This window comes from Paenibacillus sp. FSL M7-0420, from assembly GCF_038002345.1.
In the GTDB taxonomy this organism is placed as follows: Bacteria; Bacillota; Bacilli; order Paenibacillales; family Paenibacillaceae; genus Paenibacillus_AQ.
In genome coordinates this window covers 4,739,119-4,760,357 of record NZ_JBBOCJ010000001.1, presented here as the reverse complement: position 1 = coordinate 4,760,357, position 21,239 = coordinate 4,739,119, and the positions used below count along the sequence as shown (strand labels likewise).

Below are 21,239 nucleotides of genomic sequence, written 5' to 3'. Positions count from 1 at the left end.
ATTTGTCTTCGGCCATGTAGCAACGGCCAGGAGCTACAGTTCTTCGATTTCCTGCAGCCAGAGCGCGGCGGAAGCATCGCTTGGCATGCGCCAGTCGCCGCGCGGCGAGAGGCTGACCGTACCGACCTTCGGTCCGTCCGGCAGGCAGGAGCGCTTGAACTGCTGGGTGAAGAAGCGGGTGATGAACACCTTCAGCCAGGCGGTCAGCTGCTCCTTGGGATAAGCCCCGCCGAAGGCGTGCTGGGCGAGATAGAGCATTTTGCCGGGAGAAGCGCCTGTACGCAGCATGTAATACAGGAAGAAGTCATGCACAATGTAAGGGCCCAGAATATTCTCGGTCAGCTGGACAATCTCTCCGGTTGCCGAAGGCGGCAGCAGCTCCGGGCTGATTCCTGTCTCGATAATGCTGTAGAGATACTTACTCACCGTCTCGTGTGCTTCGTGGTCCGCATACCAGGCGACAACATACTGGATCAGCGTCTTCGGAATGCCTGAATTCACGCTGTACATCGACATATGGTCGCCGTTATAGGTACACCAGCCCAGCGCCAGCTCGGACAGGTCGCCCGTGCCGATGACAATCCCGCCGTTCTTGTTGGCAAGGTCCATCAGAATCTGGGTACGCTCGCGGGCTTGGACGTTCTCGTAAGTCAGGTCATGCACCTCCGGATCGTGGCCGATGTCCTGGAAGTGCTGGAGGCAGGCCGCCTTGATGTCAACGACCTTCATTGAGGCGCCGAGTGCCTTGATCAAGCCTACCGCGTTGTCGTACGTGCGGCTGGTCGTGCCGAAGCCCGGCATCGTGACCGCCAGCACATCGCTGGCCGGACGCCCGAGCAGCTCCATAGCCCGCACGGCAACCAGCAGCGCAAGCGTAGAGTCGAGGCCGCCGGAGATGCCGATCACAGCCTGCTTGGTGCCGATGTGGCGGATACGCTTCATCAGACCGGAGGTCTGGATCGAGAGAATCTCCTGGCAGCGCTCGTCCCGCTGGAGCGGATTGCCCGGCACGAACGGGTTGACGCCTACAGAACGCTTCAGCTCCCGCTCTTTGCCGCTGCTGAGCGGCGTGGCGTAGAGAATCTCGCGGTAATTGCGTCCGCCCTTGCCGGCCCGGAACGTGCCCATCACGGTGCGGGAATACTGCAGCCGGGGCAGGTCAATGTCGGCGGTAATCATCCGGCTCACATGGGTGAAGCGTTCCGATTCGGCCAGCAGCTGGCCGTTCTCCGCGATCAGCGAATGTCCGCCGAAGACAACGTCTGTTGTCGATTCGCCCGTATTGCAGCTGGCATAGACATAACCGGCCACACAGGAGGCAGACTGGCCGCCGACCAGCTGGCGGCGGTAATCCGCCTTGCCAACCAGCTCGTTGCTGGCCGACGGGTTGAACAGCAGCGTGGCCCCGGCCTGGGCCAGCAGGCTGCTTGGCGGCACCGGCACCCAGAGATCCTCGCAGATCTCCACACCGAACGACAGATTCCCGTCACTCTCGCAGGCAAAAATCAGATCATTGCCCACCGGCACCGCCGATCCGCCGATCCGCAGCTCGGACACCTCCAGCTCTTCGGCTCCTGCGAACCAGCGCGGCTCATAGAATTCGCTGTATCCGGGGATGCAGGTCTTGACCACCATCCCGAGAATCCGGCCCTGCTGGAGGACTGCGGCACAGTTAAACAGCCGGCTTTTGATGGAGACCGGCAGACCGGCAATGACAATCATCCGGTGCTCTGCCGTTGCCGCCGTAATCCGCAGCAGCGCCTGCATCGCGGATTCCAGCAGCCGGGGCTGGAGGAACAGGTCCGCACAGCTGTAGCCGGTGATGCACAGCTCCGGGAGTACCAGGTACTCCACCTCCTGGGTGCTGGCTGTATTGATGGCTTCAATTATCTGGTCTGCATTGAATACGCAGTCGGCCACCCGGAGCTCCGGGGAAGCGGCGGCGACTCTTGCGAATCCGTAATTCTGCATTCATTTCACCTGTCCTTTACCTGTCCATTATAGAAGTAGACTATCTAATAATTGTACCCATGAAATGGCATTGGTAACAAGCAGGGATTATCACAAGCGCTTCCATTTGTCTTCTCGCGGGTATAAACTAAACAGGGATGAAAGAGCCAGCCATGATGAATGAGCGATAGAAGAGGAAGGGAGCAACCCGCTATGCCATTAGCAGGACAAGAATTAATCGAAGAAATCCGCAGCACCGAGGTGCCTTACGGCTGCCTGGCGGTCTGGTTCCTCGGACAAGCCAGCGTTATTGTCAAGGGCGCAGATGTAACCGTATATATTGACCCGTATGTATCACCGAATCCGGACCGCAGCTTCCCGCCGCCGGTTGCACCGGCAGATATTAAGAATATGGAGGTCTGCCTGATTACCCACGACCACTCGGATCATCTGGATGAGGAGGCCCTGCCCGTGCTTGCCGGACTGAATCCGCAGGCGCAGTTCATGGCTCCGGCGGTCTGCCTGGAGCGTCTGCAGGAGCTGGGCATTGGCAAGGAGCGCCTCACCGCTGCCCTGCCTGCCAGTGAAGCAGAGCCCGCACAAGGCCTGAAGGTATATCCGGTGGCAGCGGCGCATGAGCAACTGGACCGCGATGAACAGGGCAATCCCAAGTATGTCGGCTACATTCTGGAGCTGAACGGGGTAACGCTCTATCATGCCGGGGATACCGTGCTGTTCCCTGAGCTGATTGAGGAGGTAGGCAGCCGCAAGATCGATCTGGCGCTGCTGCCGATTAACGGCCGTGACTATTACCGGGGAAGCCGCAATATTGTCGGCAATATGAATTACCGGGAAGCGGCGGAGTTTGCGGCGACCTCAGGCTTTGAGACCGTGGTTCCGCTGCATTATGACCTGTTCGCCGGCAACGCCGAGAATCCGGGCTATTTCGTGGATTACCTGTACCGCCACTTCCCGGAGCAGAAGTTCCATATGATGGCCAGAGCGGAACGGTTCGTGTACGTGTCGGCGCAGGCTTTTAAGCGTGAACGTTAAGACTTATTGTGAATCCGCAGGGTAGAGCAGGGAGACCTGATACTTGGCAAGGAACTCGATCCATTCCTCAGACGGCCGCTGATCGGTGACGATATAATCGACCTTGTCGAAGCTGAACAGCCGGATGAAGGCGATCCGGTCGAACTTGGAATGGTCAGCCAGAAGGACCACCTTGCTCGCCTGCTGCTGCATCAGCACCTTAAGCTCGGTCTCCGCCTCGTTGGAATCACAGAGTCCGCCGTTCATGGAGAGTGCCTTGCAGCTGAAAATAGCCACATCCACATTATATTTCAGGATGGTCTGCGAGGCCGTAGGCCCTACGAAAGAGCTGGTCTCCGGCCCAAGCAGGCCCCCCGTGGAGATGAGCTTTTGCCCGGAATGCTGGAATTCTGACAATACCGCCAGGGAATTGGTGATGATGGTCAGATTTTTTTTGTCCTCGACGATTCTCCGCAAGCCTTCAAAAGCCGTTGTGCTGGTGTCCGTCATCACACTGTCCCCGTCATTAATCAGCTCCAGCAGCCTTGCCGCAATCATCCGCTTCGCTTCAATGTTGACCTGATGCCTGTGCGAGTAGGAAGGGTCCTCGTTGGTGTGGACGTTCAGAATCGCCCCGCCGTAATTCTTCTTGGCAATGCCCTCCTTGTCCAGCCGGTCGAGATCGCGCCGGATCGTCTCCTCCGATACACCGAATTTCTGCGCCAGATCCGCAACGTGAACCTTCTTATGCCTGTAGAGCTCATTAATGACCAGATCCCGCCGTTCAAAAGCCTTCATATCATGCCCACCCTTACGTTATGTAGTTGTATACAGTTTACTATAATCTGCTGCCTAACATAAATCCCACAATCACAAACAATTCCACAGTTCATTGAAATTATATCACATAAAACCACACAAAAACCAAATTTAAAGTGTGGAATAGTGTTGACTTTACAGGTAAGTGATTCTATGATGTAGAGGAAATGGATTAGTCGGCGGCAAAAGACAAAAGGGTGCAGACCGCAGAGGCTGTATTTGGTAGCGCTTACTAATCGGAGCTATAGCTCCAGTGTAATGTTCTCATACTATCAACTAACGATTTGGGGGAGGAACAGCAGTGACAGCAAATTATCCGAAGATTGGAATCCGGCCGACGATTGACGGCAGAAGACGCGGAGTGCGCGAATCGCTGGAGGCGCAGACGATGGGCATGGCGCAGCGCGTGGCGGCATTTTTGCAGGAGAATGTAAGGTATCCTGATGGCTCTCAGGTGGAATGTATCATTGCCGATTCTACTATTGGCGGTGTGAAGGAGGCTGCGGCGGCGGCGCAGAAGTTCGCGGGTGCAGGTGTGGGCGTATCCATTACAGTCACCCCGTGCTGGTGCTACGGATCGGAAACGATGGATATGGATGCGACAATCCCGCATGCGGTATGGGGTTTCAACGGAACGGAGCGCCCCGGGGCGGTATATCTGGCGGCAGTTCTGTCTGCTTATGCGCAAAAAGGCATTCCTGCCTTCGGCATCTACGGAGAGGATGTCCAGGAATCCAGCAGCGAGGAGATCCCGGCGGATGTGCAGGTGAAGCTGCTGCAGTTCGCGAAGTCTGCGCTGGCGGCTGCTCTGATGAAAGGGAAGTCCTATCTGTCGATGGGCTCCGTGTCTATGGGAATCGCCGGTTCCATTGTGAACGAGCAGTTCTTCCAGGAATATCTCGGCATGCGCAATGAATATATCGATATGTCCGAATTTGTACGCAGATTTGAGGAAGGGATCTATGATCCCGAGGAGTTCACGCGGGCGCTGGCCTGGGTGAAGGATAACTGCCGTGTGGGGGCGGATAATAACCCGCAGCATCTGCAGCTCAGTGAGGACGTTAAGGAAGAGCAGTGGGAGACAGTTGTCAAAATGACGCTGATTGCCCGTGATCTCATGACCGGCAATCCGCAGCTTGCAAAGCTTGGCTTCGAAGAAGAAGCGAGTGGTCACAATGCCCTGCTGGGCGGCTTCCAGGGCCAGCGGCAATGGACCGATCACTTCCCTAACGGCGACTTCATGGAGACGATTATGAACTCCTCGTTCGACTGGAACGGCAGACGGGCGCCTTATATCGTCGCCACTGAGAATGACAGCCTGAACGGGGTGACGATGCTGTTCAATTACCTGCTGACGAATACGGCGCAGATCTTTGCTGATGTGCGCACCTTCTGGAGTCCGGCTGCCGTGAAGCGTGTGACCGGGTATGAGCTGGAGGGAGCAGCGGAAGGCGGCCTGCTGCATCTGATTAATTCCGGCTCGGCAGCGCTGGACGGCACCGGCGAGCAGAGTATTGACGGCAAGCCGGCGATCAAGCCGTTCTGGGACATCACGGATGAAGAGGCGGCGGCCTGTATCGCGCAGACCCAGTTCCGTCCGGCTTCCCAGGAATATTTCCGGGGAGGCGGCTTCTCGACGGATTACCTGACTCGTGGCGGTATGCCGGTCACCATGGCCCGGCTCAATCTGGTCAAGGGTCTGGGACCTGTACTGCAGCTGGTGGAAGGCTACACAGTGGAGCTGCCGGGAGAGGTGCATGACACGCTAGATCAGAGAACGGACCCTACTTGGCCGACAACCTGGTTCGCCCCGAAGCTGACCGGCCAGGGCTCCTTCCAGTCTGTCTACGATGTGATGAACAATTGGGGCGCTAATCACGGGGCGATCAGCTACGGGCATATCGGTGCGGATCTCATTACGCTGGCCTCGATCCTGCGGATTCCGGTCAGCATGCATAACGTGGAAGAATCACGGATTTTCCGCCCGCGCGTCTGGTCGCTGTTCGGCACAGAGAATCTGGAGAGTGCCGATTACAGAGCCTGCCGCAACTTTGGCCCGCTCTACTAATCCTCCACGTGAAGAGGTGGGAAGATGACAGAGGCGAAGACGCAAGTGATGGAGGTAACCGGTAACCAAGGAATCCGGCTGCTGGCCATCGACCTGGGAGCCAGCTCCGGCAGAGTGATGCTGGGATGCTACAGGGACGGAAAGGTGACGGTGGAGGAGATTCACCGCTTCCCTAACGGACCGGTAGAGGTCAACGGACATTTGCACTGGGATGTGCAGCGGCTGCTTGAGGAGATCAAGCAAGGGATTGCAGCGGCTGCGGCAAGCTACGGACCGCTGCATTCTCTGAGCGTCGATACCTGGGGAGTCGACTACGGCCTGCTGGATGAGCAGGGCGGGCTGCTGGACGCTCCGCATCATTACAGGAATCAGCGGATGGCGGACATCGCTTCGGCACTGGAGGCTGCATTGCCACCAGCCGAGCAATTCAAGCTGACGGGCAACCAGTCCAGCCCGATTAATACGGTGTATCAATTGTTTGCCGATCTTATGGCGAAGCCGGAGCTGCGGACAACTGCCAGACAGCTCCTGATGATGCCGGATCTGTTCCATTATATGCTCAGCGGCGTGGCCGTGGCCGAGCAGACCATCTGGAGCACCAGCGGCCTGCTGAATCCGCAGTCCACAGCGCCTGCTGCCGAAGTGCTGCGCAGGCTGGAGCTGCCGGTTACGCTTGTGCCCCGGCTGGTTCCGGCAGGAACGGTGCTGGGGGAGCTCCGGCCCGCGCTCCAGAAAGAGCTGGGCAGCGGTCCGCTTAAGATCATCGCCGGAGCCTCGCATGATACGGCTTCGGCCGTGGCGTCCATTCCTTACGGCGGCTTCGGCTCTAGCTACGCTGAGTCCAGCAATGCCGATTCTCGTTGCGCTGATCCTGGCATTAGCGATCCAGACCGGATCGACGGATTCAGCGATCCGCTGCCATCCGCTGCATTCATCAGCTGCGGAACCTGGTCGCTGGTCGGCCTGGAGACAGCGGAGCCCGTATTAAGCGATGCAGCCCGGGCCAGCGGCTTCACCAACGAGAGCTGCTTCGGCGGCACGAACCGGCTGCTGAAGAATATCACCGGCCTCTGGCTGCTCCAGGAGACCCAGCGGAGCTGGGCTGAAGCGGGGGAACCGCTGAGCCATCAGGAAGCCGCCGAGCTGGCCGGGCAGTTGGACCGGCCGGGTGCATGCATCGCCATGCTGGACCCGAACGATCCGCTCTTCAGCACGCCGGGCGATATGCCGCTGCGGATTGAATCCTACTGCATCCGCACCGGACAGCCGGTGCCGCAGACTCGGGCGGAGATCATCCGCTCGATTCTGGAGAGTCTGGCCCGGTCTTACGCGGATACGATCCGCGAGCTGGAGGCACTCACCGGCCGTCCGGTGCGCTGCATTCACATGGTCGGCGGCGGCATTCAGAACAAGCTGCTGTGCCAGCTGACGGCGGATGCCACCGGCAAAGAGGTTATTGCCGGACCGGTAGAAGCGAGCGCGATCGGCAACCTTTTGGTGCAATTGGCGGCGCTCGGTGCTGTCGATCCCGCAGAGGTCCGAAGGGTGGCCGCCCGGTCCTGCTCAACGCTCCGGTACCAGCCGTCTTTAACACATCAGAACTGATAAGCTTCATACAGCAATCAACTAGCAATCAAGTTGCAATCAAGGGGGCAATTATGAATAATCACGAAGAAGAACTACGGCGCCTAATCTGCGATATCGGCCGGAATCTGTTCAACAAGGATTTCATCGCGGCCAATGACGGCAATATCTCCGCCCGCCTGTCGGCCACCGAGGTCATTACTTCGCCCACCGGAGTCAGCAAAGGCTATCTGCAGCCGCATATGCTGGTCAAAGTCAATCTGCAGGGAGAGATACTGAATGCAGCGGAGGGCTACCGGCCGTCCACGGAAGTGAAGATGCACCTGAAGATCTACAACGAGCTGCCGGAGATGGGCGGGGTGGTGCATGCGCATCCGCCGTATGCTACCGCTTTTGCCATCAAGGGTGAAGCTCTGGACAAAATGATGATGCCTGAATCCGTCATTGCCATGGGGGACATTCCACTGGCGGTATACGGGACGCCTTCGACCGATGAGATCCCGGATTCGCTGACTCCCTTCCTGGGCAAGAAGACCGCTGTGCTGCTGGAGAGCCACGGGGCCCTGACCTGGGGCAAGGATGTAATGGCTGCTTATATGAACATGGAGCGGCTTGAGTATACGGCGAAGCTGACCTTCCTGACCCGCATGATCGGGGGAGAGCGCGAGCTGCCGCCGCACCGGATTGAGGAGCTGGTGGCGCTGAGATCATTCTACGGGATGTAAGAGACGGGAGGAGATAGGATTATGCTCAAAAAAATACCCAAACTGCTCTCCCCCGAGCTCGTCCGCACCCTGATGGAGATGGGCCACGGGGATGAGCTGGTGCTGGCGGATGCCAATTATCCGGGACATGCGCTGCATTCCCGGGTGCTGCGGGCTGACGGGATCGGTATCCCCTTGCTGCTTGACGCCATCCTGGAGCTGCTACCGCTGGATCATTATGCTCCGGCTCAGGCGGCCTTCATGGCTGTAGTGGAGGGAGACCCCACAGTCCCTGTGATATGGGACACGTACAAGGAGATTCTCACCCGGCATGATCCTGCGGTGCAGGTGGAGTATGAAGAGCGTTTTGACTTCTATGACCGCTCCAAGCACAGCTACGTCATTCTGATTACAGGGGAAGATGCGCTCTACGGGAATATTATTCTCAAAAAAGGTGTGATTTCCCCCGAGGCCGGGGAATAGCAGCCTCAAGCAACAGACCGCCCGGTTAACTATGGGCGGTCTGTTTGCTACACCTAGAGCGCGCTGCTTAGTGAACCGCTCGTTTAGAGCAAATACCCTCAAATAACTCAAATGTTGCAAGTTATGCAACTTGGCTACCCTGAAACCGGGGCTTGCCAGAGGATTGTTGCAGGAAATGCAGGAATGTGCAGGCCAGGATGCTTAGTTAGAGGAGGAATCCTGCCTTTTGTGCAACAATTCCAGCTATGAGTGTATAAGTTGGGGGAAATGCTGCAATTTGTGCAAGATTACCCTCATCCAGCACTCAACATCCATCCACAGAGCACTTTTGTTAAACCTCGTTATACATGTGCCGCAGGAATTGCGCGCTGCCCTGGAGATGTTCCTCTGGAGTGCTCTCCAGCAGGCCTTGGATATGCGGGCGCTTATATTTCATGTAGCGGAGCAGCGGGGCGAAGTCCAGCATGCCTTGTCCGGCAGGAACGATGTCGATGGCGCCGTTCTTAACGGTGAAATCCTTCAGATGCAGAACCGCGATCCGGTCTCCGAGGAGCTCCAGCGCTTCTGCCACAATCTGCTCCTGCTGAAGGTAATTCTCCGGGGTCATCAGATTCGCGGCATCCAGTATAATTTGCAGATTATTGGATGGCACGGTATCCAGCAGACGCCGGGCTAACGGGGCCGTGTAGAGCGGGTGGTTGACGCCTGCCTCGATGCCTACAGTTACTCCGAACCGTTCGGCCTCAGCAACCATGGCGCTAACCGAGGCGACGACCTCCAGAAAAGCCTTCTCCGTGAAATTATCCGGTGTATACCCCTGACCCATACTGCCGGTCTCTGTCCCTACCAGACTTGCGCCGAAGTCACGGGCCAGCCGCAGATGAGTGTTGAAGTCGCTCAGCGCCTGCGCGCGTTTGGCAGGGTCAGCATCAATGATATTTACATAACAGCCAAGGACAGCAATCTTGATACCGGCTTGTCTGAAGGCATCGCCATAATAGGAAGCAGTCCCCGGACTCAGTGCGCCAAGCTCCGCCACACTCTCCGGAAAAGACTTATGCAGCGCAAACTGAATTGCCGGGAAGCCATGCTCCTTCAGCTTATCTATTAATTGCGGCAGCGGACACCGCTTGAAGTCATGGGCACGGACGCCCAGTTGAAACGGAACGGTCATAGGGTTAGACTCCTTTGTATTCAGATATAAGAGTTCGCATGGAGCGCCGAAGGGCCGGTTTCCCTAAAAAGGCCGCCTGTGTCCGAAAGTGGTCACAGGCGGCCTGATCATGTTGACTGAGGAGTGAGCAACATGTAAGAATGGCGAATAATATGCGCTGCGTTTGCAATGCTCCACAGGCCGATGCATAACCTAATCCGCGCGACACACTCCCCTGCATCCCCCAATTACACCCGCAGATACGGGTGCAGCAGCCTCAGCTCCTCACACTGTGCGAGCGCTTCAGCTACCAGCGCTGCGATCTGCTGCGCTCCGGATTGGGAGAAGTGCGTGTCATCGGTAATGCCGTCCGGGTAGTTGGGGTGGGCACCCGGCGGCAGGTGCATGAACAGCCCGGCTGATGCTTCGGTCCCCAGTCTGCGGTAGAGCTGCTGGGAGGCGGCAAAAATATCAAGCAGAGGTGTTCCGGTCTCCTCTGCAACCTCCCGCATAACCTGCGGATAGAGTCCCACAGCCTGCGGGTCCGGTTCACTGTCCGCAGTGAAGCGGCGGCGGCTCACGGAGGTCAGCAGCACAGGGAAGCTGCCCCGGCTGCGGGCAGAATCGATGAATACCTTGAGATTCTCGCGGTAATCGGTATGCGGCTCCGTGTAACGGAGAGGGTCCTCCAGCTTCTGGTCATTATGGCCGAACTGGATCAGCAGGAAATCTCCGGGGAGGAAGTCCCGCTCCAGGTCTGCCAGTCTGCCCTCAGCCAGGAAGGAGCGTGTACTCCGTCCGTTGATGGCCCGGTTCTCAATCCGCACCTTCCGGTTGACGTATTGCCGCAGGTACTCGCCCCATCCGGCCATCGGCCATTCCCCGCCGCCCTTCTGGGCGGCGGTTGAGTCTCCGGCGATATAGATAGTCGGCATCTTCAGCATGCCTCCATCTAGACAGTGACTCCGGCTTCACTGCCGGCAGTCTGGAAGCCGAAATACCCGGCTGCGTTATTGTAGGAGATATCCCGGGCCATAGCCCCGAGGACTTCGAGGTCATCCGGCGCTTCCCCGCGTTCGGCGAGTTCACCAAGCAGTCCGCACAGGACCCGGCGGAAATATTCATGCCGGGTATACGACAGGAAGCTGCGCGAATCGGTCAGCATGCCGACGAAGTTGCCGAGCAGGCTGCCCTCAGCCAGCAGAGTCAGCTGCTGGCGCATGCCGCTGCGCGTATCGTTGTACCACCAGCCGGAGCCAAGCTGGAGCTTGCCGGGGGTATCCTTCTGGTAACAGCCCAGCAGAGCGAGCAGGGTAGGGTAATCGCCGGGATTCAGCGAGTAGAGGATCGTCTTCGGCAAGCCGCTGCCGCTCTCGGCCCGGTCCAGCAGCTGCGACAGCGCTGTGGTCAGCGGCAGATCGTTGATGCCGTCATAGCCGGTATCCGGTCCAAGCCGCTGGAACATCGGCGTATTGTTGTTGCGATAAGCATGCAGATGGAGCTGCATGGTCCAGTCCTTGTCATGATAGAAGCCGATCAGCGCGGTCAGCAGCTCTGTGCGGTAGCGGGTGATTTCCTCCGGTAACAGCGCAGCTCCCTGCATTCTTTTGGCAAAAATAGCTTCCACCACCTCAGGCGCAGCCGCTTCGTAACGCAGGACATCCAGCGCATGGTCCGACAGGCGGCAGCCCTGCTCGTGGAAGAAGGCAACCCGGTTACGTAGGGCATCCAGCAGTCCGGCATAGCTCTTGACCGGCAGGCCGGAGGCCGACTCCAGCTTAAGGGTCCAGGCGGCGAAGCCTTCGGCATCGATGTTCAGCGCCTTGTCAGGACGGAAGGTCGGGAACACCTGGAAGGCGGTCTCACTCCCCTGCAGCAGCTTGTGATACTCCAGGGAATCTGCCGGATCATCGGTGGTGCAGATCACCTTGACACCGCTGCTGCGGATCAGGCCGCGCCGGGTGAAGCCCGGTTCAGCCAGCTTACGGTTGACCTTCTCCCAGATGGCCGGCGCCGTGGCTTCATTCAGCAGCTCCTCTACACCGAAGAAACGGCGGAGCTCCAGATGCGTCCAGCTGTACAGCGGGTTGCCTACTGCCTTAGGCAGTGTACGGGCCCAGGCCAGAAATTTATCATAATCAGAGGCGTCGCCGGTAATATGCGATTCAGGCACGCCGTTTGCGCGCATCAGCCGCCATTTGTAATGATCCCCGTACAGCCAGGCTGCGGTCAGATTCTCAAAGGGCTGGTCCTCATAGATTTCGCGCGGGTCCAGATGGCAGTGGTAATCGATAATGGGCATGGTTTTGGCGTGATTATGAAAGAGTAGCCGTGCTGTTTCGCCGGACAACATGAAGTCCTCGTTTAGGAACATGAGTAGGATCTCCCTTTAAATGGATTGGAATAAGTTCTACAAGGTAACGCCTGTTTTGAAAATAGCCAGCTCACGCACTTCATTCTGCTCGTTCCGTGTTTTTTGGCCGCTGGCGACATCAATGATATACGTGATGAATTCCTCCAGCACATCGGCCATCGGCGTTTCCAGCAGGGGACCTGCGTTGAAGTCCATCCAGTGGCCTTTTTTGGCAAAAAGGTCGTTGTTGGTCGCCACCTTGACTGTAGGCACAAAGCTGCCGAACGGCGTGCCGCGGCCAGTTGTGAACAGCACGAGCTGGCAATCGGAAGCGGCAAGCGCAGACGCAGCGACCAGATCGTTGCCGGGAGCCTGTAAGAGGCTCAGCCCTTTTTTGCGCAGCTTCACGCCATACTGCAATACATCCACCACCGGCGACGATCCGGCCTTCTGGGTGCAGCCGAGTGATTTGTCCTCCAGCGTGCTGATGCCGCCAGCCTTGTTGCCCGGAGACGGATTCTCATAGACAGGCTCGCCGTAGGAGAGGAAATACTGCTTGAAGTTATTGATCAGCGAGACGATATCATCATAGACCTCCTTGCTCTCTGCGCGGGCCATCAGCACCTTCTCCGCACCGAACATTTCCGGCACCTCCGTCAGCACCGAGGTTCCGCCCTGGGAGATGATGAAGTCGGAGAATGCGCCCAGCAGCGGGTTGGCCGTAATGCCGGAGAACCCGTCAGAGCCGCCGCATTTCAGCCCGATGTTCAGCTCACTGAGCGGAACCGGCTCACGGACGTCGTTCGCTGCGGCTTCATACAGCTCCTCCAGCAGGACAAGTCCAGCTTCCAGCTCATTGCCGACCTCCTGGGCCACCAGGAATTTAACCCGGGATTCGTCATAATCGCCCAGCATGCTGCGGAACTCGGAGACGATATTGTTCTCGCAGCCAAGGCCGAAGACGAGTACACCGCCTGCATTGGGATGATTGACGGCATCAAGCAGAATGCTGCGGGTCATACGGTGGTCATCGCCCAGCTGGGAGCAGCCGTAAGGATGCTTCAGCACGGTCAGGTTGTCGAATCCGCCAAGATCGGGATGCTCGGCCTTGAACTCCTGCAGCATCTGCTCGGCCACGCCGTTCACACAGCCCACGGTCGGAATAATGAACAGATCATTACGGATGCCCACCTTGCCGTTACTCCGCCGGTATCCCTGGAAGGTCAGATCACGGCGCGGATAGATCACCGGATGGACATCGGGCACATACTCATATTCTTCCTCGCCGGACAGATTGGTTTTGATGTTATGCGTATGAATCCAGTCGCCTGCGGCAATCGGAGCCGTGGCATGGCCGATCGGGGAACCGTATTTGGTAATGATGTCTCCGCTGCTGAAACCGGTCAGGGCAATCTTATGACCCTGCGGAATCTCCTGGGCGGCCTGAAGCGTCAGTCCGTCTATCGTCAGTTCTTCTCCGGCAGCAATCGGCCGTAAGGCTACAGCTACCGTATCTCTCGGGTTCATTTTCATTAAGTTCTTCATGTTGGCCCTCCTAAAAGTTAGTGATTCTGCGCTTTCCTGAGCTCCTTCGTACAAACACGCCGGTTCATCCGACGAGTTCCTGTAATGCTGCGCGGGAATCTTCAAGCTCCAGCTGCTGCAAATGGGCGGCAACCGCATCAGCCAGCCCCGGCAGCCGGGTCAGGTCCTGTCCCCACAGGCTGGTGTCGGCAAGAATAGTGTTCACGAAGCTGGCCGGCTGGCTCCAGGCCTGATCGAACACTGCCAGCACTTCAGCGCCGTCCTGCCGGGGAATACGGTCTCCCCGGTAGCTGAGCAGCAGGGCGGCGAAGGCGAGGGTCATCCGCTCCGGAAGCTGGCCTCGTTCCTGCTGGTAGCGAAGCATGACCGGAAGCAGGCGGGCCTTGAATTTGGAAATGCTGTTGAGCGAGATGGAGGTCAGCTCATGGCGGATGAACGGATTGCGGAACCGCTCCTGCACAGCGCCGGCATAGGACAGCAGCTCATCGGCAGGCAGATCCAGCATCGGGATCAGCTCCTCTTCGATCAACTGCTTCACGAAGCGGGAGAAGGTACCGTCATTCATGACGTCTTCAACCGTCTCAAGACCGGCAAGCAGGCCCAGAGGGACCATAGCGGTATGAGGTCCGTTCAGCAGATGAACCTTGCGTTCGCGGTAAGGCGTCATATCCGGTGTTACCACGACATTCAGTCCGGCCTTGGCCAGCGGCAGGCGTTCTGCCAGAGACTCCGGGCCTTCAATGACCCAGAAGAGGAACGGCTCTGCATTCACCATTACGTTATCGAGATAGCCCAGCTCGGCTTCGAGGGCGGCCGCCTGATCACGCGGATAACCAGGAACAATCCGGTCCACCAGACTGCAGCAGAAGGTATTCTCGGACTTCAGCCATTGCAGGAATTCTGCGCCAAGATTCCAGTCAGCCGCATAACGTTCTACGATCTCCTGCAATTTCTCGCCGTTGCGGTCAATCAGCTCGCAAGGAATAATAACGAAGCCTTTCTTGCCAAGCTCGAAGCGGCGGTGGAGCAGGGCGGTCAGCTTGCCCGGGAAGCTCTTAGGGGGAGCATCGTCTGCGCGGTCGCCTGGAAGATAGGCAATGCCGGCTTCGGTAGTATTGGAGGTGATGAACTCCAGATCATCATTCTCGGCGAGCGCGAGATAAGCTTCATAATCCATGTATGGGTTAATCACCCGGCTGACCGAGCTGATAATTTCGCGGGAATTGACGGTCTCGTTGTCCATGATGCCATTAAGCAGCACAGTGTAGAGGTTGTCTTGAGCGGCCATCAGATCAGCTACTCCTCCGGGTCCCTGAGCAATGGGCTGAATGAGGACAGCGCTTCCGTTGAACAGACCCTGATTGTTCATTTGCTGCAGCTGCCAGTCTACGAACGCACGCATGAAGTTGCCTTCGCCGAACTGAATCATCCGTTCCGGATGGAGGGTTAGCCCCGGGTGAGTGCTTCTGGATAAACGGTTTGTCATAATGGTCATGATCTCCTTTAGAATACAGTGATTAATTGCACACGTTAACATTTTATTTTAAGCAAGATCCGGAATTCCTTCTCTTGTCCAGGAAGGCTCCGTATCTGCAGAAAATAGCGGGTGGGGTATTGATAGAGTTATACTCCGGCAACCGTATCCCGTACCACCAGCGAAGTCTTAACGAACAGCTGCTGCGGCGGGGTCTCCGGCTGCTGAAGCAGCTGGATCAGCATGGTAATGCCGAGCTCACTGATCTCGGCAATCGGCTTGCGGACCGTGGTCAGGGCAGGATTCGTATAGCGGGCGAACATCATATCATCGAAGCCGATCAGTGAGATCTGCTCCGGCACCTGCACCTTGTGGGCATAGCAGGCATTCATGGCGCCAATCGCCATATCATCATTGGAGCAGAACACCGCCGTAGGCCGGTCCTCCAGGCTAAGCAGCTTGCTCATCGCCGCATATCCGCTCTCAATGCTGTAATCTCCGGGGGCAAAATAATCAGGATTCAGCGCAAGCCGGCCTGCAATCAGACTGTCCAGGAAGCCCTGCTTACGTTCGCTTGAGGACTTGAAGCCGGGCTTGCCTTCAATAATAGCCAGCTTGCGGTGACCCTGCTGCACAGCATAATCAATCGCTTCCTTGACGCCTTCGCGGTCATTGGCGACCACGTTCATGATGCCGGGGTCCTCCAGCTGGCGGTTCAGCACCACTAGCGGAATGCCCGTCTTCTTCACATGATAGATGAAGGCATTGTCTTCATCGCTCTGGCTCATGACCAGAATGCCGTCGAAGCGCTGCGGTTGAATATTGCTGAAATGCTGCACACCGTCGATCCCGTTTACCGTCAGATTATAGTTCTCATCCAGACTGTGCGTAATGCCTTTGATGGCATCCACCAGGAAGCTTGCGGAAGTCCCCTGCTCAATACTGGAGAAGAACAGGCCGATGATGAACGATCTCTTGGTGACCAGGCTCTTGGCACTGTAATTCGGCACATAATTCATTTCGGCGGCGATCCGTTCAATCTTATCCCGGGTGGCCTTCTTGATCAGCGGGTTGCCGTTCAGCGCCCTCGATACGGTAGTATGGGACACACCGGCAACACGGGCAATATCTTTGATGGTAATCATAGGTTCTCCCCGGGTACATGGAATTGTTAACGATTTCAGTTTAGTTCTCCAGCAGCGTCAAGTCAATAGTTTATTGGAATGCACACGTTAATATTTTGTGAAAAGTCAACGCAAAAACAGACCCGGATCAGGGTCCAGGGTCTGCGTTTGAAGAGGGGAGGAAGGATCACAGGCGAGCGCTGCTTCTCCTCTGATGAAGAGACCCCGAAGCCTTCTCAGGCATGGTTGTGCTGGAATTTCGTAATATCGCGGGCGTAATGCGAGGTGGTGCCGTCGAATCTTTTCAGCCGGACATACTCATCAGAGAATTTCTCAACAACTCCGCTGCCTACCTGGGAGTACATTCCGTCAGGGTCAAGCTGGAGGGCGGATACGAAGGTCTGTGACAGTGCGGCTACGAAAAAATCAATGTTTTTAACAAGTGTCTGTGGCAAAAGTCCCAGTCCTTTCATGAGGTAGTACATCGTCAGCGGACAAAAAAACTTAAACCTTATTGTACGACAGGCTGCCGGATTTGAACATAGGCTATAGTTGGTGTATATATATCCAGCTGAAAGTTGACACAGGGATGTCCGGTTCGTATGGTATGCTCTCATTATTAAGAGAATCTAATTACACCAGCAGGAGGAACTCAAGAATGGCCGAACCCTTGAAAGCAATGTACAACCAAGAATTCCTGCATAGCCTGGGAATGAAAATTAAAGCCGTCTACGGTTCGTTCGAGCCAGACCGCTTTATGGCTGAGGCGATGAAGGAGCCGTGGGAGGAGCTGGAGCTGAAGGCGCGGATGCGGAGGATTACAGAGACACTGGGCAGCTGCCTGCCCCCGGCCTATGAGGAAGCGCTGAAGATATTGTATGCGATAGATAAGGACTGTGTCGGCTTCCCGTATCTGATCTTCCCGGATTTCGTGGAGGTGTATGGCGGAAGCGGGGAGCACTGGGAGCTGTCGATGGAGGCGTTGGAGCGGTTCACCCAGAGGTCCTCGGCGGAATTTGCCGTCAGGCCGTTCCTGCTGCGTGATCCGCAAGCGATGATGGACCAGATGCTGATCTGGGCGGAGCATCCGGGGGAGCATGTGCGGCGGCTCGCCAGTGAGGGATGCCGTCCCCGCCTGCCCTGGGGCCAGGCACTGCCGGTGTTCAAGCGCGATCCGTCTCCGCTATTGCCGCTGCTGGAGAAGCTGAAGGCTGACCCGTCACTCTATGTGCGCAAAAGTGTAGCCAACAACCTGAACGATATCGCGAAGGATCACCCCGATATCGTGATAGCTACCGCCCGCCGCTGGCTGGGCAGTAACGCGAACACGAACTGGATTGTGCGGCATGGCTGCCGCTCACTGATCCGCAAGGCAGATCCTGAGATCATGGAGCTGTTCGGATATGCTCCGGAGGAGAGCGGTACCCCGCTGGTCAGCTCGGCTGTCCTCACGGCAGACCCGGCTGTACTGCGGATCGGAGAGCACTGTGAGCTGCAATACGCTCTGACCATCCGGGAGGGCGGACCGGTACGCATCCGCATTGAATACGGGATCAACTTCGTCAAGGCCGGCGGCAAGACCTCACGCAAGCTGTTTCTGTTATCCGACAAAACCGTGCCCGGCGGCACCAGACTCTCCGGTACACGGACCCACCGCTGGGCCAACCTGACTACACGGAAGCACTATCCCGGAGAGCATTCCATAGTGCTGCTTGTGAATGGGCGGGCTGTTGCCGATACCCTACTACTGCTTGAGCCGGAGTTACCGGAGCTATAAGGTAGAGATCTTAGAAGAATCCATTCCCAAATAAAGCGGATGTTCCGGCAGCCAGTTCATGGCTTCCGGGACATCCGCTTCTCTATGGGTGATATTATTCGCTATGCTTGGCTCCGGCTGCTAGTCATGAATATTCCCGGCCATTTTAAGCCGTTTGGCAATCTCCTTGAATTCCTCGGCAGAGATGCCCGGTGCGAATTCTTCCTTCAATTCCGGGGCCTCGGGGATAGGGAAGCCTTCCGGTACGCCCTGAATGACCTCAAGCGGAAGCCCGTCCTCGGGGTGAGTACCCTTCCAGATCTGGTCAATGGAGCTGAAATCCTTATCGCTCCAGGTATACAGCTTCGTATGAACGCCTTTTTCCTCGTACTTTCTGGCTTCATTGAATGCTTTGTTGTCCAAGGAAGGAATAGGCACCAGCTTGGTAACATTGACGCCTGTGGCAATCTCCAGCGCCTTGGCGTAAGCGACCACGTGAACACCTCCACGGACAAGCAGGAAGCCGACTACCGCCCGGGCTGCAGGGTGGTCGGTCATTTCGTAGACCTTCATTTTATGGGTTCTGGCCCCGCACTCCAGGAAGAAGTTATGCAGGAGATCTTCCACGAGGTTGCCGCTGTTGAACACATTGGCTCCGGTCCATGGATTGCCCATCGAATCGAACGGCATGGCCCCCTGTGCGCCTGCCAGGAAATGATAAGACAGCCGTGCGTCTTTGACATCCGCAAGCGGCGTGGAATCCGGTTTCTTATAAGCCGTGGAACCTCTTAGACATTTGTTCACGGCGTGGGAGACCAGCTCAACATGGCCCAGCTCCTCGGCGGTAATGCTCATTACCAGGTCGTAGAAGGGCTTCAGCTTGTCCTTGGAGCGGAAGTTGAAGGACTGGTACAAGTAGTTATTGAGTGTTGACATTTCACCGAATTTGCCTCCGAGCAGCTCTTGTACGGCTGCTGCAGCATTAGGATCTGGTTTCTCGACGTCCGGGATTTCAATCATAATCTCATCCATACGTGTGAACATGGTGATCATCATCTCCTCAGCAGTAGGTGTAAGCATACTTGTCTATTTTACACCTGTTTCCAGTTTTTCAAACATTACCGCTGAGGAAGCTGGACATGCAGTTCATGATTGTTCTTCGGCTGCTGCGAGGCCATCTCCAGAACATAGCTTCTCGTTCCGCTTGCCGGGGCGTCCTGCCAGAGCCGGTAGCCTGCTGTGGCCGTCACGGCGGCATTGCCCGTACTGGCAGAGCCTGCGAAGTAATTCTCGTTCAGCCTTCCGACAACGTCAGCCATTTGCTTCAGCTCAGCCTCCGTATAGCTGGCATAAGCGGGGTCTTCAGCCAGACGGGAATAACTCCGGGTGGCAGACCGCTTGCGGAAGCTGGCTTCACTGTAGGCCCTGAAGCCCAGCAGATTCGGATCGGTATTGCCGGTGGCTGCTGCCCATTGCTCCATCCCTAATCTTGCCGTGCTGTAATCCAGAGTCTGACGGGCGGAGGAATAGGTTAAGAGTCCGTATTGATGGGGAAAAACAGATAAAGCGCTGCTGGCGATGTCATAGATATGTTCCCCGTCATGACTATATTCACTGATGTCCTGAATGTGTATATGCCCGCTGAGAACCGTCCGCACACCGCTCTGCATCAAGGCATCTGTAACTTTGGCATGGTCCTCTACAGTAAAGCCCTCCTGAATGAATTCACTGTGATTCAGCAGGCTGTGATGCATGACCGTCACGAGCTGCGCGCCTGCGGCCGCGGCCTTCGCGCCGCAGGCGGCGATCCATTCCAGGGTCCGGCCGCTGACCCGTCCCTCCAGCTGGGGATGTCCCAGTGCTTTATTGTCCTTATACTGTGCAGTATCAAGCATGAGCAGCCACAGATCCTCCGACGGGGCGGCCAGGTAACTGAGCGAATCCTCGTCTCTCAGCAGGGCCTCATCATAACCGAAGCTGCCGTAGATTTGGCGGAATGCCTTGACGCTCACGGAATCTGCGGCATATTGGCGCTTATCGCGGAAGCTCCGGGCCCAGGGATTCCGGATATCATGATTGCCCGGGATCACATAGATCCGGGTTCCGGTATCTTGCTCAATGCGCTTCAGATGTCCGGCCAGCTCCTTATGGCTGGCTTCTTCCCCGTTGTTGCTGAGATCCCCGCTGATAATCATTACATCCGGCTTGCGGATTCCGATATCATAGCCCAGCGCCTCCATCATCTCCTTGCTGTAGCCGAGCTGCTTGCCGTCACCGGCAGCCAGAAACTGCTGGAAGGCAGGTCCGAGATCTCTTAGCTCCTGCGCTAAATAATGGGTGTCGCTCGTTGTCAGAATACTCAGATCATGGCCGGACTGAATCCGGTATTGCGGCTCCGGCTCCGCTACATCCTGTCCGCCGCAGGAGGAGAGCATCAGGAGCAGAAGAGGAAGAATAGCATATTTACGGATGAACTTCATTAGGCCAGCACCCCTTTTCGCGGGCAGGAACAAGAAAAAGGGGTATCCTCCCCGGCCGCTTGCCCGAAGAGGAACACCCCGCACCCAGCCGCATTATTTTTTCACTTCGGTGACGCCGGTTACCTTACCCTGATCAGCTGCCGTATAGGTAGCCTGGTACTTGGCATCGGAGAAATAGACATTGCCTTCAATGGTGGCATTCACGACGGCGAAGCCGTCAGCCTCCACATAGACATCACCCACAAAGGTCCCTCCCTGAATCCGGGCATTCTCGCTGCGGATCGTCAATTTGGGGGCGGTGAGCTTGAAGGAGTTCGTGATGTTGTGATCGGCATCCTGGGTATAGAGCGCGATTTTGCGGGCAGGCTCTTCCTTGTTAATGAATTGTCCGTCCACCACAAGCTCCTCGGAGAAGCTCAGGTCTTTCAGGGTGGCTGCAATCCAGGTGCCGTCCTTGCTGATCGCCTTCTTGAAGGCTTCGCCGTTGTCGACCACTGAAGCTGAAGTGACCGCATCCGGGGCAGCGGTAGCCGTATTGCCCGTGTTCGCTGAGGTGTTAGTGTTCTCTGTACTTTTGTTATTGTTGCCGCATCCGATCAGCAGGGTCAGGGTAAATGCCGCAAGTATTACTGCGAGTTTTCTCATGTGATAACCTCCTTGGGGTGTGTAATGCTGATGGTATTTTCCTTAAAATTAATATAGAATGATTGGTGC

18 protein-coding genes are annotated in these 21,239 nt (G+C 56.7%); 6 read left to right on the top strand and 12 right to left on the bottom strand.

Going from position 1 to position 21,239, the window contains the following annotated elements:
* Positions 1-33: 33 nt before the first annotated feature.
* Positions 34-1,971: an NAD(+) synthase gene (locus MKX51_RS20575; RefSeq protein WP_340993640.1), complete on the bottom strand. Its 1,938-nt coding sequence runs from the start codon at positions 1,969-1,971 to the stop codon at positions 34-36.
* Positions 1,972-2,163: 192 nt separating this feature from the next.
* On the opposite strand from MKX51_RS20575, the gene MKX51_RS20570 reads away from it, so the two are divergent.
* The gene (locus tag MKX51_RS20570; RefSeq protein WP_340993639.1) at positions 2,164-3,003 is read left to right on the top strand and encodes an MBL fold metallo-hydrolase; all 840 of its coding nucleotides are present in this window, start codon (positions 2,164-2,166) and stop codon (positions 3,001-3,003) included.
* Between the two features lie 3 nt (positions 3,004-3,006).
* Here MKX51_RS20570 and MKX51_RS20565 read toward each other — a convergent pair whose 3' ends face one another.
* Entirely contained in the window at positions 3,007-3,780 is a 774-nt protein-coding gene (locus MKX51_RS20565; protein WP_340939381.1) for a DeoR/GlpR family DNA-binding transcription regulator, read from the bottom strand.
* Positions 3,781-4,102: 322 nt separating this feature from the next.
* On the opposite strand from MKX51_RS20565, the gene MKX51_RS20560 reads away from it, so the two are divergent.
* The 4 genes from MKX51_RS20560 to fucU are packed head-to-tail and all read left to right on the top strand — an operon-like array spanning position 4,103 to position 8,640.
* Positions 4,103-5,869 carry an L-fucose isomerase gene (locus MKX51_RS20560; protein ID WP_340993638.1) on the top strand — a complete coding sequence of 589 codons (1,767 nt, stop codon included), beginning with the start codon at positions 4,103-4,105 and terminating at the stop codon, positions 5,867-5,869.
* A 24-nt stretch (positions 5,870-5,893) separates the two neighbouring features.
* The gene (locus tag MKX51_RS20555) at positions 5,894-7,474 is read left to right on the top strand and encodes a rhamnulokinase (protein WP_340993637.1); all 1,581 of its coding nucleotides are present in this window, start codon (positions 5,894-5,896) and stop codon (positions 7,472-7,474) included.
* A 53-nt stretch (positions 7,475-7,527) separates the two neighbouring features.
* Entirely contained in the window at positions 7,528-8,178 is a 651-nt protein-coding gene (locus tag MKX51_RS20550; RefSeq protein ID WP_340993636.1) for a class II aldolase/adducin family protein, read from the top strand.
* A 21-nt stretch (positions 8,179-8,199) separates the two neighbouring features.
* Positions 8,200-8,640: an L-fucose mutarotase gene (gene fucU / locus MKX51_RS20545; protein WP_340993635.1), complete on the top strand. Its 441-nt coding sequence runs from the start codon at positions 8,200-8,202 to the stop codon at positions 8,638-8,640.
* A gap of 331 nt (positions 8,641-8,971) precedes the next feature.
* On the opposite strand, the gene MKX51_RS20540 is transcribed toward fucU, so the two are convergent.
* From MKX51_RS20540 to MKX51_RS20510, 7 genes are all read right to left on the bottom strand, one after another.
* Complete coding sequence (locus tag MKX51_RS20540) at positions 8,972-9,814, bottom strand: sugar phosphate isomerase/epimerase family protein (RefSeq protein ID WP_340993634.1); 843 nt, start codon at positions 9,812-9,814, stop codon at positions 8,972-8,974.
* A 227-nt stretch (positions 9,815-10,041) separates the two neighbouring features.
* Positions 10,042-10,728, bottom strand: a complete 687-nt coding sequence (locus MKX51_RS20535; protein ID WP_340993633.1) for a rhamnogalacturonan acetylesterase — start codon at positions 10,726-10,728, stop codon at positions 10,042-10,044.
* Positions 10,729-10,745: 17 nt separating this feature from the next.
* Positions 10,746-12,167, bottom strand: coding sequence for a glucuronate isomerase (gene uxaC, locus MKX51_RS20530; protein WP_340993632.1), 1,422 nt, complete (start codon positions 12,165-12,167; stop codon positions 10,746-10,748).
* Positions 12,168-12,203: 36 nt separating this feature from the next.
* Positions 12,204-13,691, bottom strand: coding sequence for a UxaA family hydrolase (locus MKX51_RS20525; protein WP_340993631.1), 1,488 nt, complete (start codon positions 13,689-13,691; stop codon positions 12,204-12,206).
* A gap of 64 nt (positions 13,692-13,755) precedes the next feature.
* Positions 13,756-15,177, bottom strand: a complete 1,422-nt coding sequence (locus MKX51_RS20520; protein ID WP_340993630.1) for a tagaturonate reductase — start codon at positions 15,175-15,177, stop codon at positions 13,756-13,758.
* A 137-nt stretch (positions 15,178-15,314) separates the two neighbouring features.
* Complete coding sequence (locus MKX51_RS20515) at positions 15,315-16,310, bottom strand: LacI family DNA-binding transcriptional regulator (protein WP_340939394.1); 996 nt, start codon at positions 16,308-16,310, stop codon at positions 15,315-15,317.
* Positions 16,311-16,525: 215 nt separating this feature from the next.
* Positions 16,526-16,744, bottom strand: a complete 219-nt coding sequence (locus MKX51_RS20510; RefSeq protein WP_036698535.1) for a hypothetical protein — start codon at positions 16,742-16,744, stop codon at positions 16,526-16,528.
* A gap of 203 nt (positions 16,745-16,947) precedes the next feature.
* On the opposite strand from MKX51_RS20510, the gene MKX51_RS20505 reads away from it, so the two are divergent.
* Positions 16,948-18,066 carry a hypothetical protein gene (locus tag MKX51_RS20505; RefSeq protein ID WP_340993629.1) on the top strand — a complete coding sequence of 373 codons (1,119 nt, stop codon included), beginning with the start codon at positions 16,948-16,950 and terminating at the stop codon, positions 18,064-18,066.
* 120 nt (positions 18,067-18,186) lie between these two features.
* Here the strand turns inward: MKX51_RS20505 and MKX51_RS20500 are convergent, their stop codons facing one another.
* The 3 genes from MKX51_RS20500 to MKX51_RS20490 form a co-directional block, all read right to left on the bottom strand.
* Positions 18,187-19,089: a manganese catalase family protein gene (locus MKX51_RS20500; RefSeq protein ID WP_340944480.1), complete on the bottom strand. Its 903-nt coding sequence runs from the start codon at positions 19,087-19,089 to the stop codon at positions 18,187-18,189.
* Between the two features lie 74 nt (positions 19,090-19,163).
* On the bottom strand, positions 19,164-20,525 hold the full coding sequence (locus MKX51_RS20495) for a metallophosphoesterase (protein ID WP_340939397.1): 1,362 nt from the start codon (positions 20,523-20,525) through the stop codon (positions 19,164-19,166).
* Positions 20,526-20,618: 93 nt separating this feature from the next.
* Positions 20,619-21,170, bottom strand: coding sequence for a hypothetical protein (locus MKX51_RS20490; RefSeq protein WP_076079959.1), 552 nt, complete (start codon positions 21,168-21,170; stop codon positions 20,619-20,621).
* Between the last annotated feature and the right edge of the window lie 69 nt (positions 21,171-21,239).

Excerpts from the sequence above, each read along its gene's own strand:
- MKX51_RS20575 (WP_340993640.1), bottom strand. The coding sequence starts at position 1,971 with ATGCAGAATTACGGATTCGCAAGAGTCGCCGCCGCTTCCCCGGAGCTC.
- MKX51_RS20570 (WP_340993639.1), top strand. The coding sequence starts at position 2,164 with ATGCCATTAGCAGGACAAGAATTAATCGAAGAAATCCGCAGCACCGAG.
- MKX51_RS20565 (WP_340939381.1), bottom strand. The coding sequence starts at position 3,780 with ATGAAGGCTTTTGAACGGCGGGATCTGGTCATTAATGAGCTCTACAGG.
- MKX51_RS20555 (WP_340993637.1), top strand. The coding sequence starts at position 5,894 with ATGACAGAGGCGAAGACGCAAGTGATGGAGGTAACCGGTAACCAAGGA.
- MKX51_RS20550 (WP_340993636.1), top strand. The coding sequence starts at position 7,528 with ATGAATAATCACGAAGAAGAACTACGGCGCCTAATCTGCGATATCGGC.
- fucU (WP_340993635.1), top strand. The coding sequence starts at position 8,200 with ATGCTCAAAAAAATACCCAAACTGCTCTCCCCCGAGCTCGTCCGCACC.
- MKX51_RS20540 (WP_340993634.1), bottom strand. The coding sequence starts at position 9,814 with ATGACCGTTCCGTTTCAACTGGGCGTCCGTGCCCATGACTTCAAGCGG.
- MKX51_RS20535 (WP_340993633.1), bottom strand. The coding sequence starts at position 10,728 with ATGCCGACTATCTATATCGCCGGAGACTCAACCGCCGCCCAGAAGGGC.
- uxaC (WP_340993632.1), bottom strand. The coding sequence starts at position 12,167 with ATGTTCCTAAACGAGGACTTCATGTTGTCCGGCGAAACAGCACGGCTA.
- MKX51_RS20525 (WP_340993631.1), bottom strand. The coding sequence starts at position 13,691 with ATGAAGAACTTAATGAAAATGAACCCGAGAGATACGGTAGCTGTAGCC.
- MKX51_RS20520 (WP_340993630.1), bottom strand. The coding sequence starts at position 15,177 with ATGACAAACCGTTTATCCAGAAGCACTCACCCGGGGCTAACCCTCCAT.
- MKX51_RS20515 (WP_340939394.1), bottom strand. The coding sequence starts at position 16,310 with ATGATTACCATCAAAGATATTGCCCGTGTTGCCGGTGTGTCCCATACT.
- MKX51_RS20505 (WP_340993629.1), top strand. The coding sequence starts at position 16,948 with ATGGCCGAACCCTTGAAAGCAATGTACAACCAAGAATTCCTGCATAGC.
- MKX51_RS20500 (WP_340944480.1), bottom strand. The coding sequence starts at position 19,089 with ATGTTCACACGTATGGATGAGATTATGATTGAAATCCCGGACGTCGAG.
- MKX51_RS20495 (WP_340939397.1), bottom strand. The coding sequence starts at position 20,525 with ATGAAGTTCATCCGTAAATATGCTATTCTTCCTCTTCTGCTCCTGATG.
- MKX51_RS20490 (WP_076079959.1), bottom strand. The coding sequence starts at position 21,170 with ATGAGAAAACTCGCAGTAATACTTGCGGCATTTACCCTGACCCTGCTG.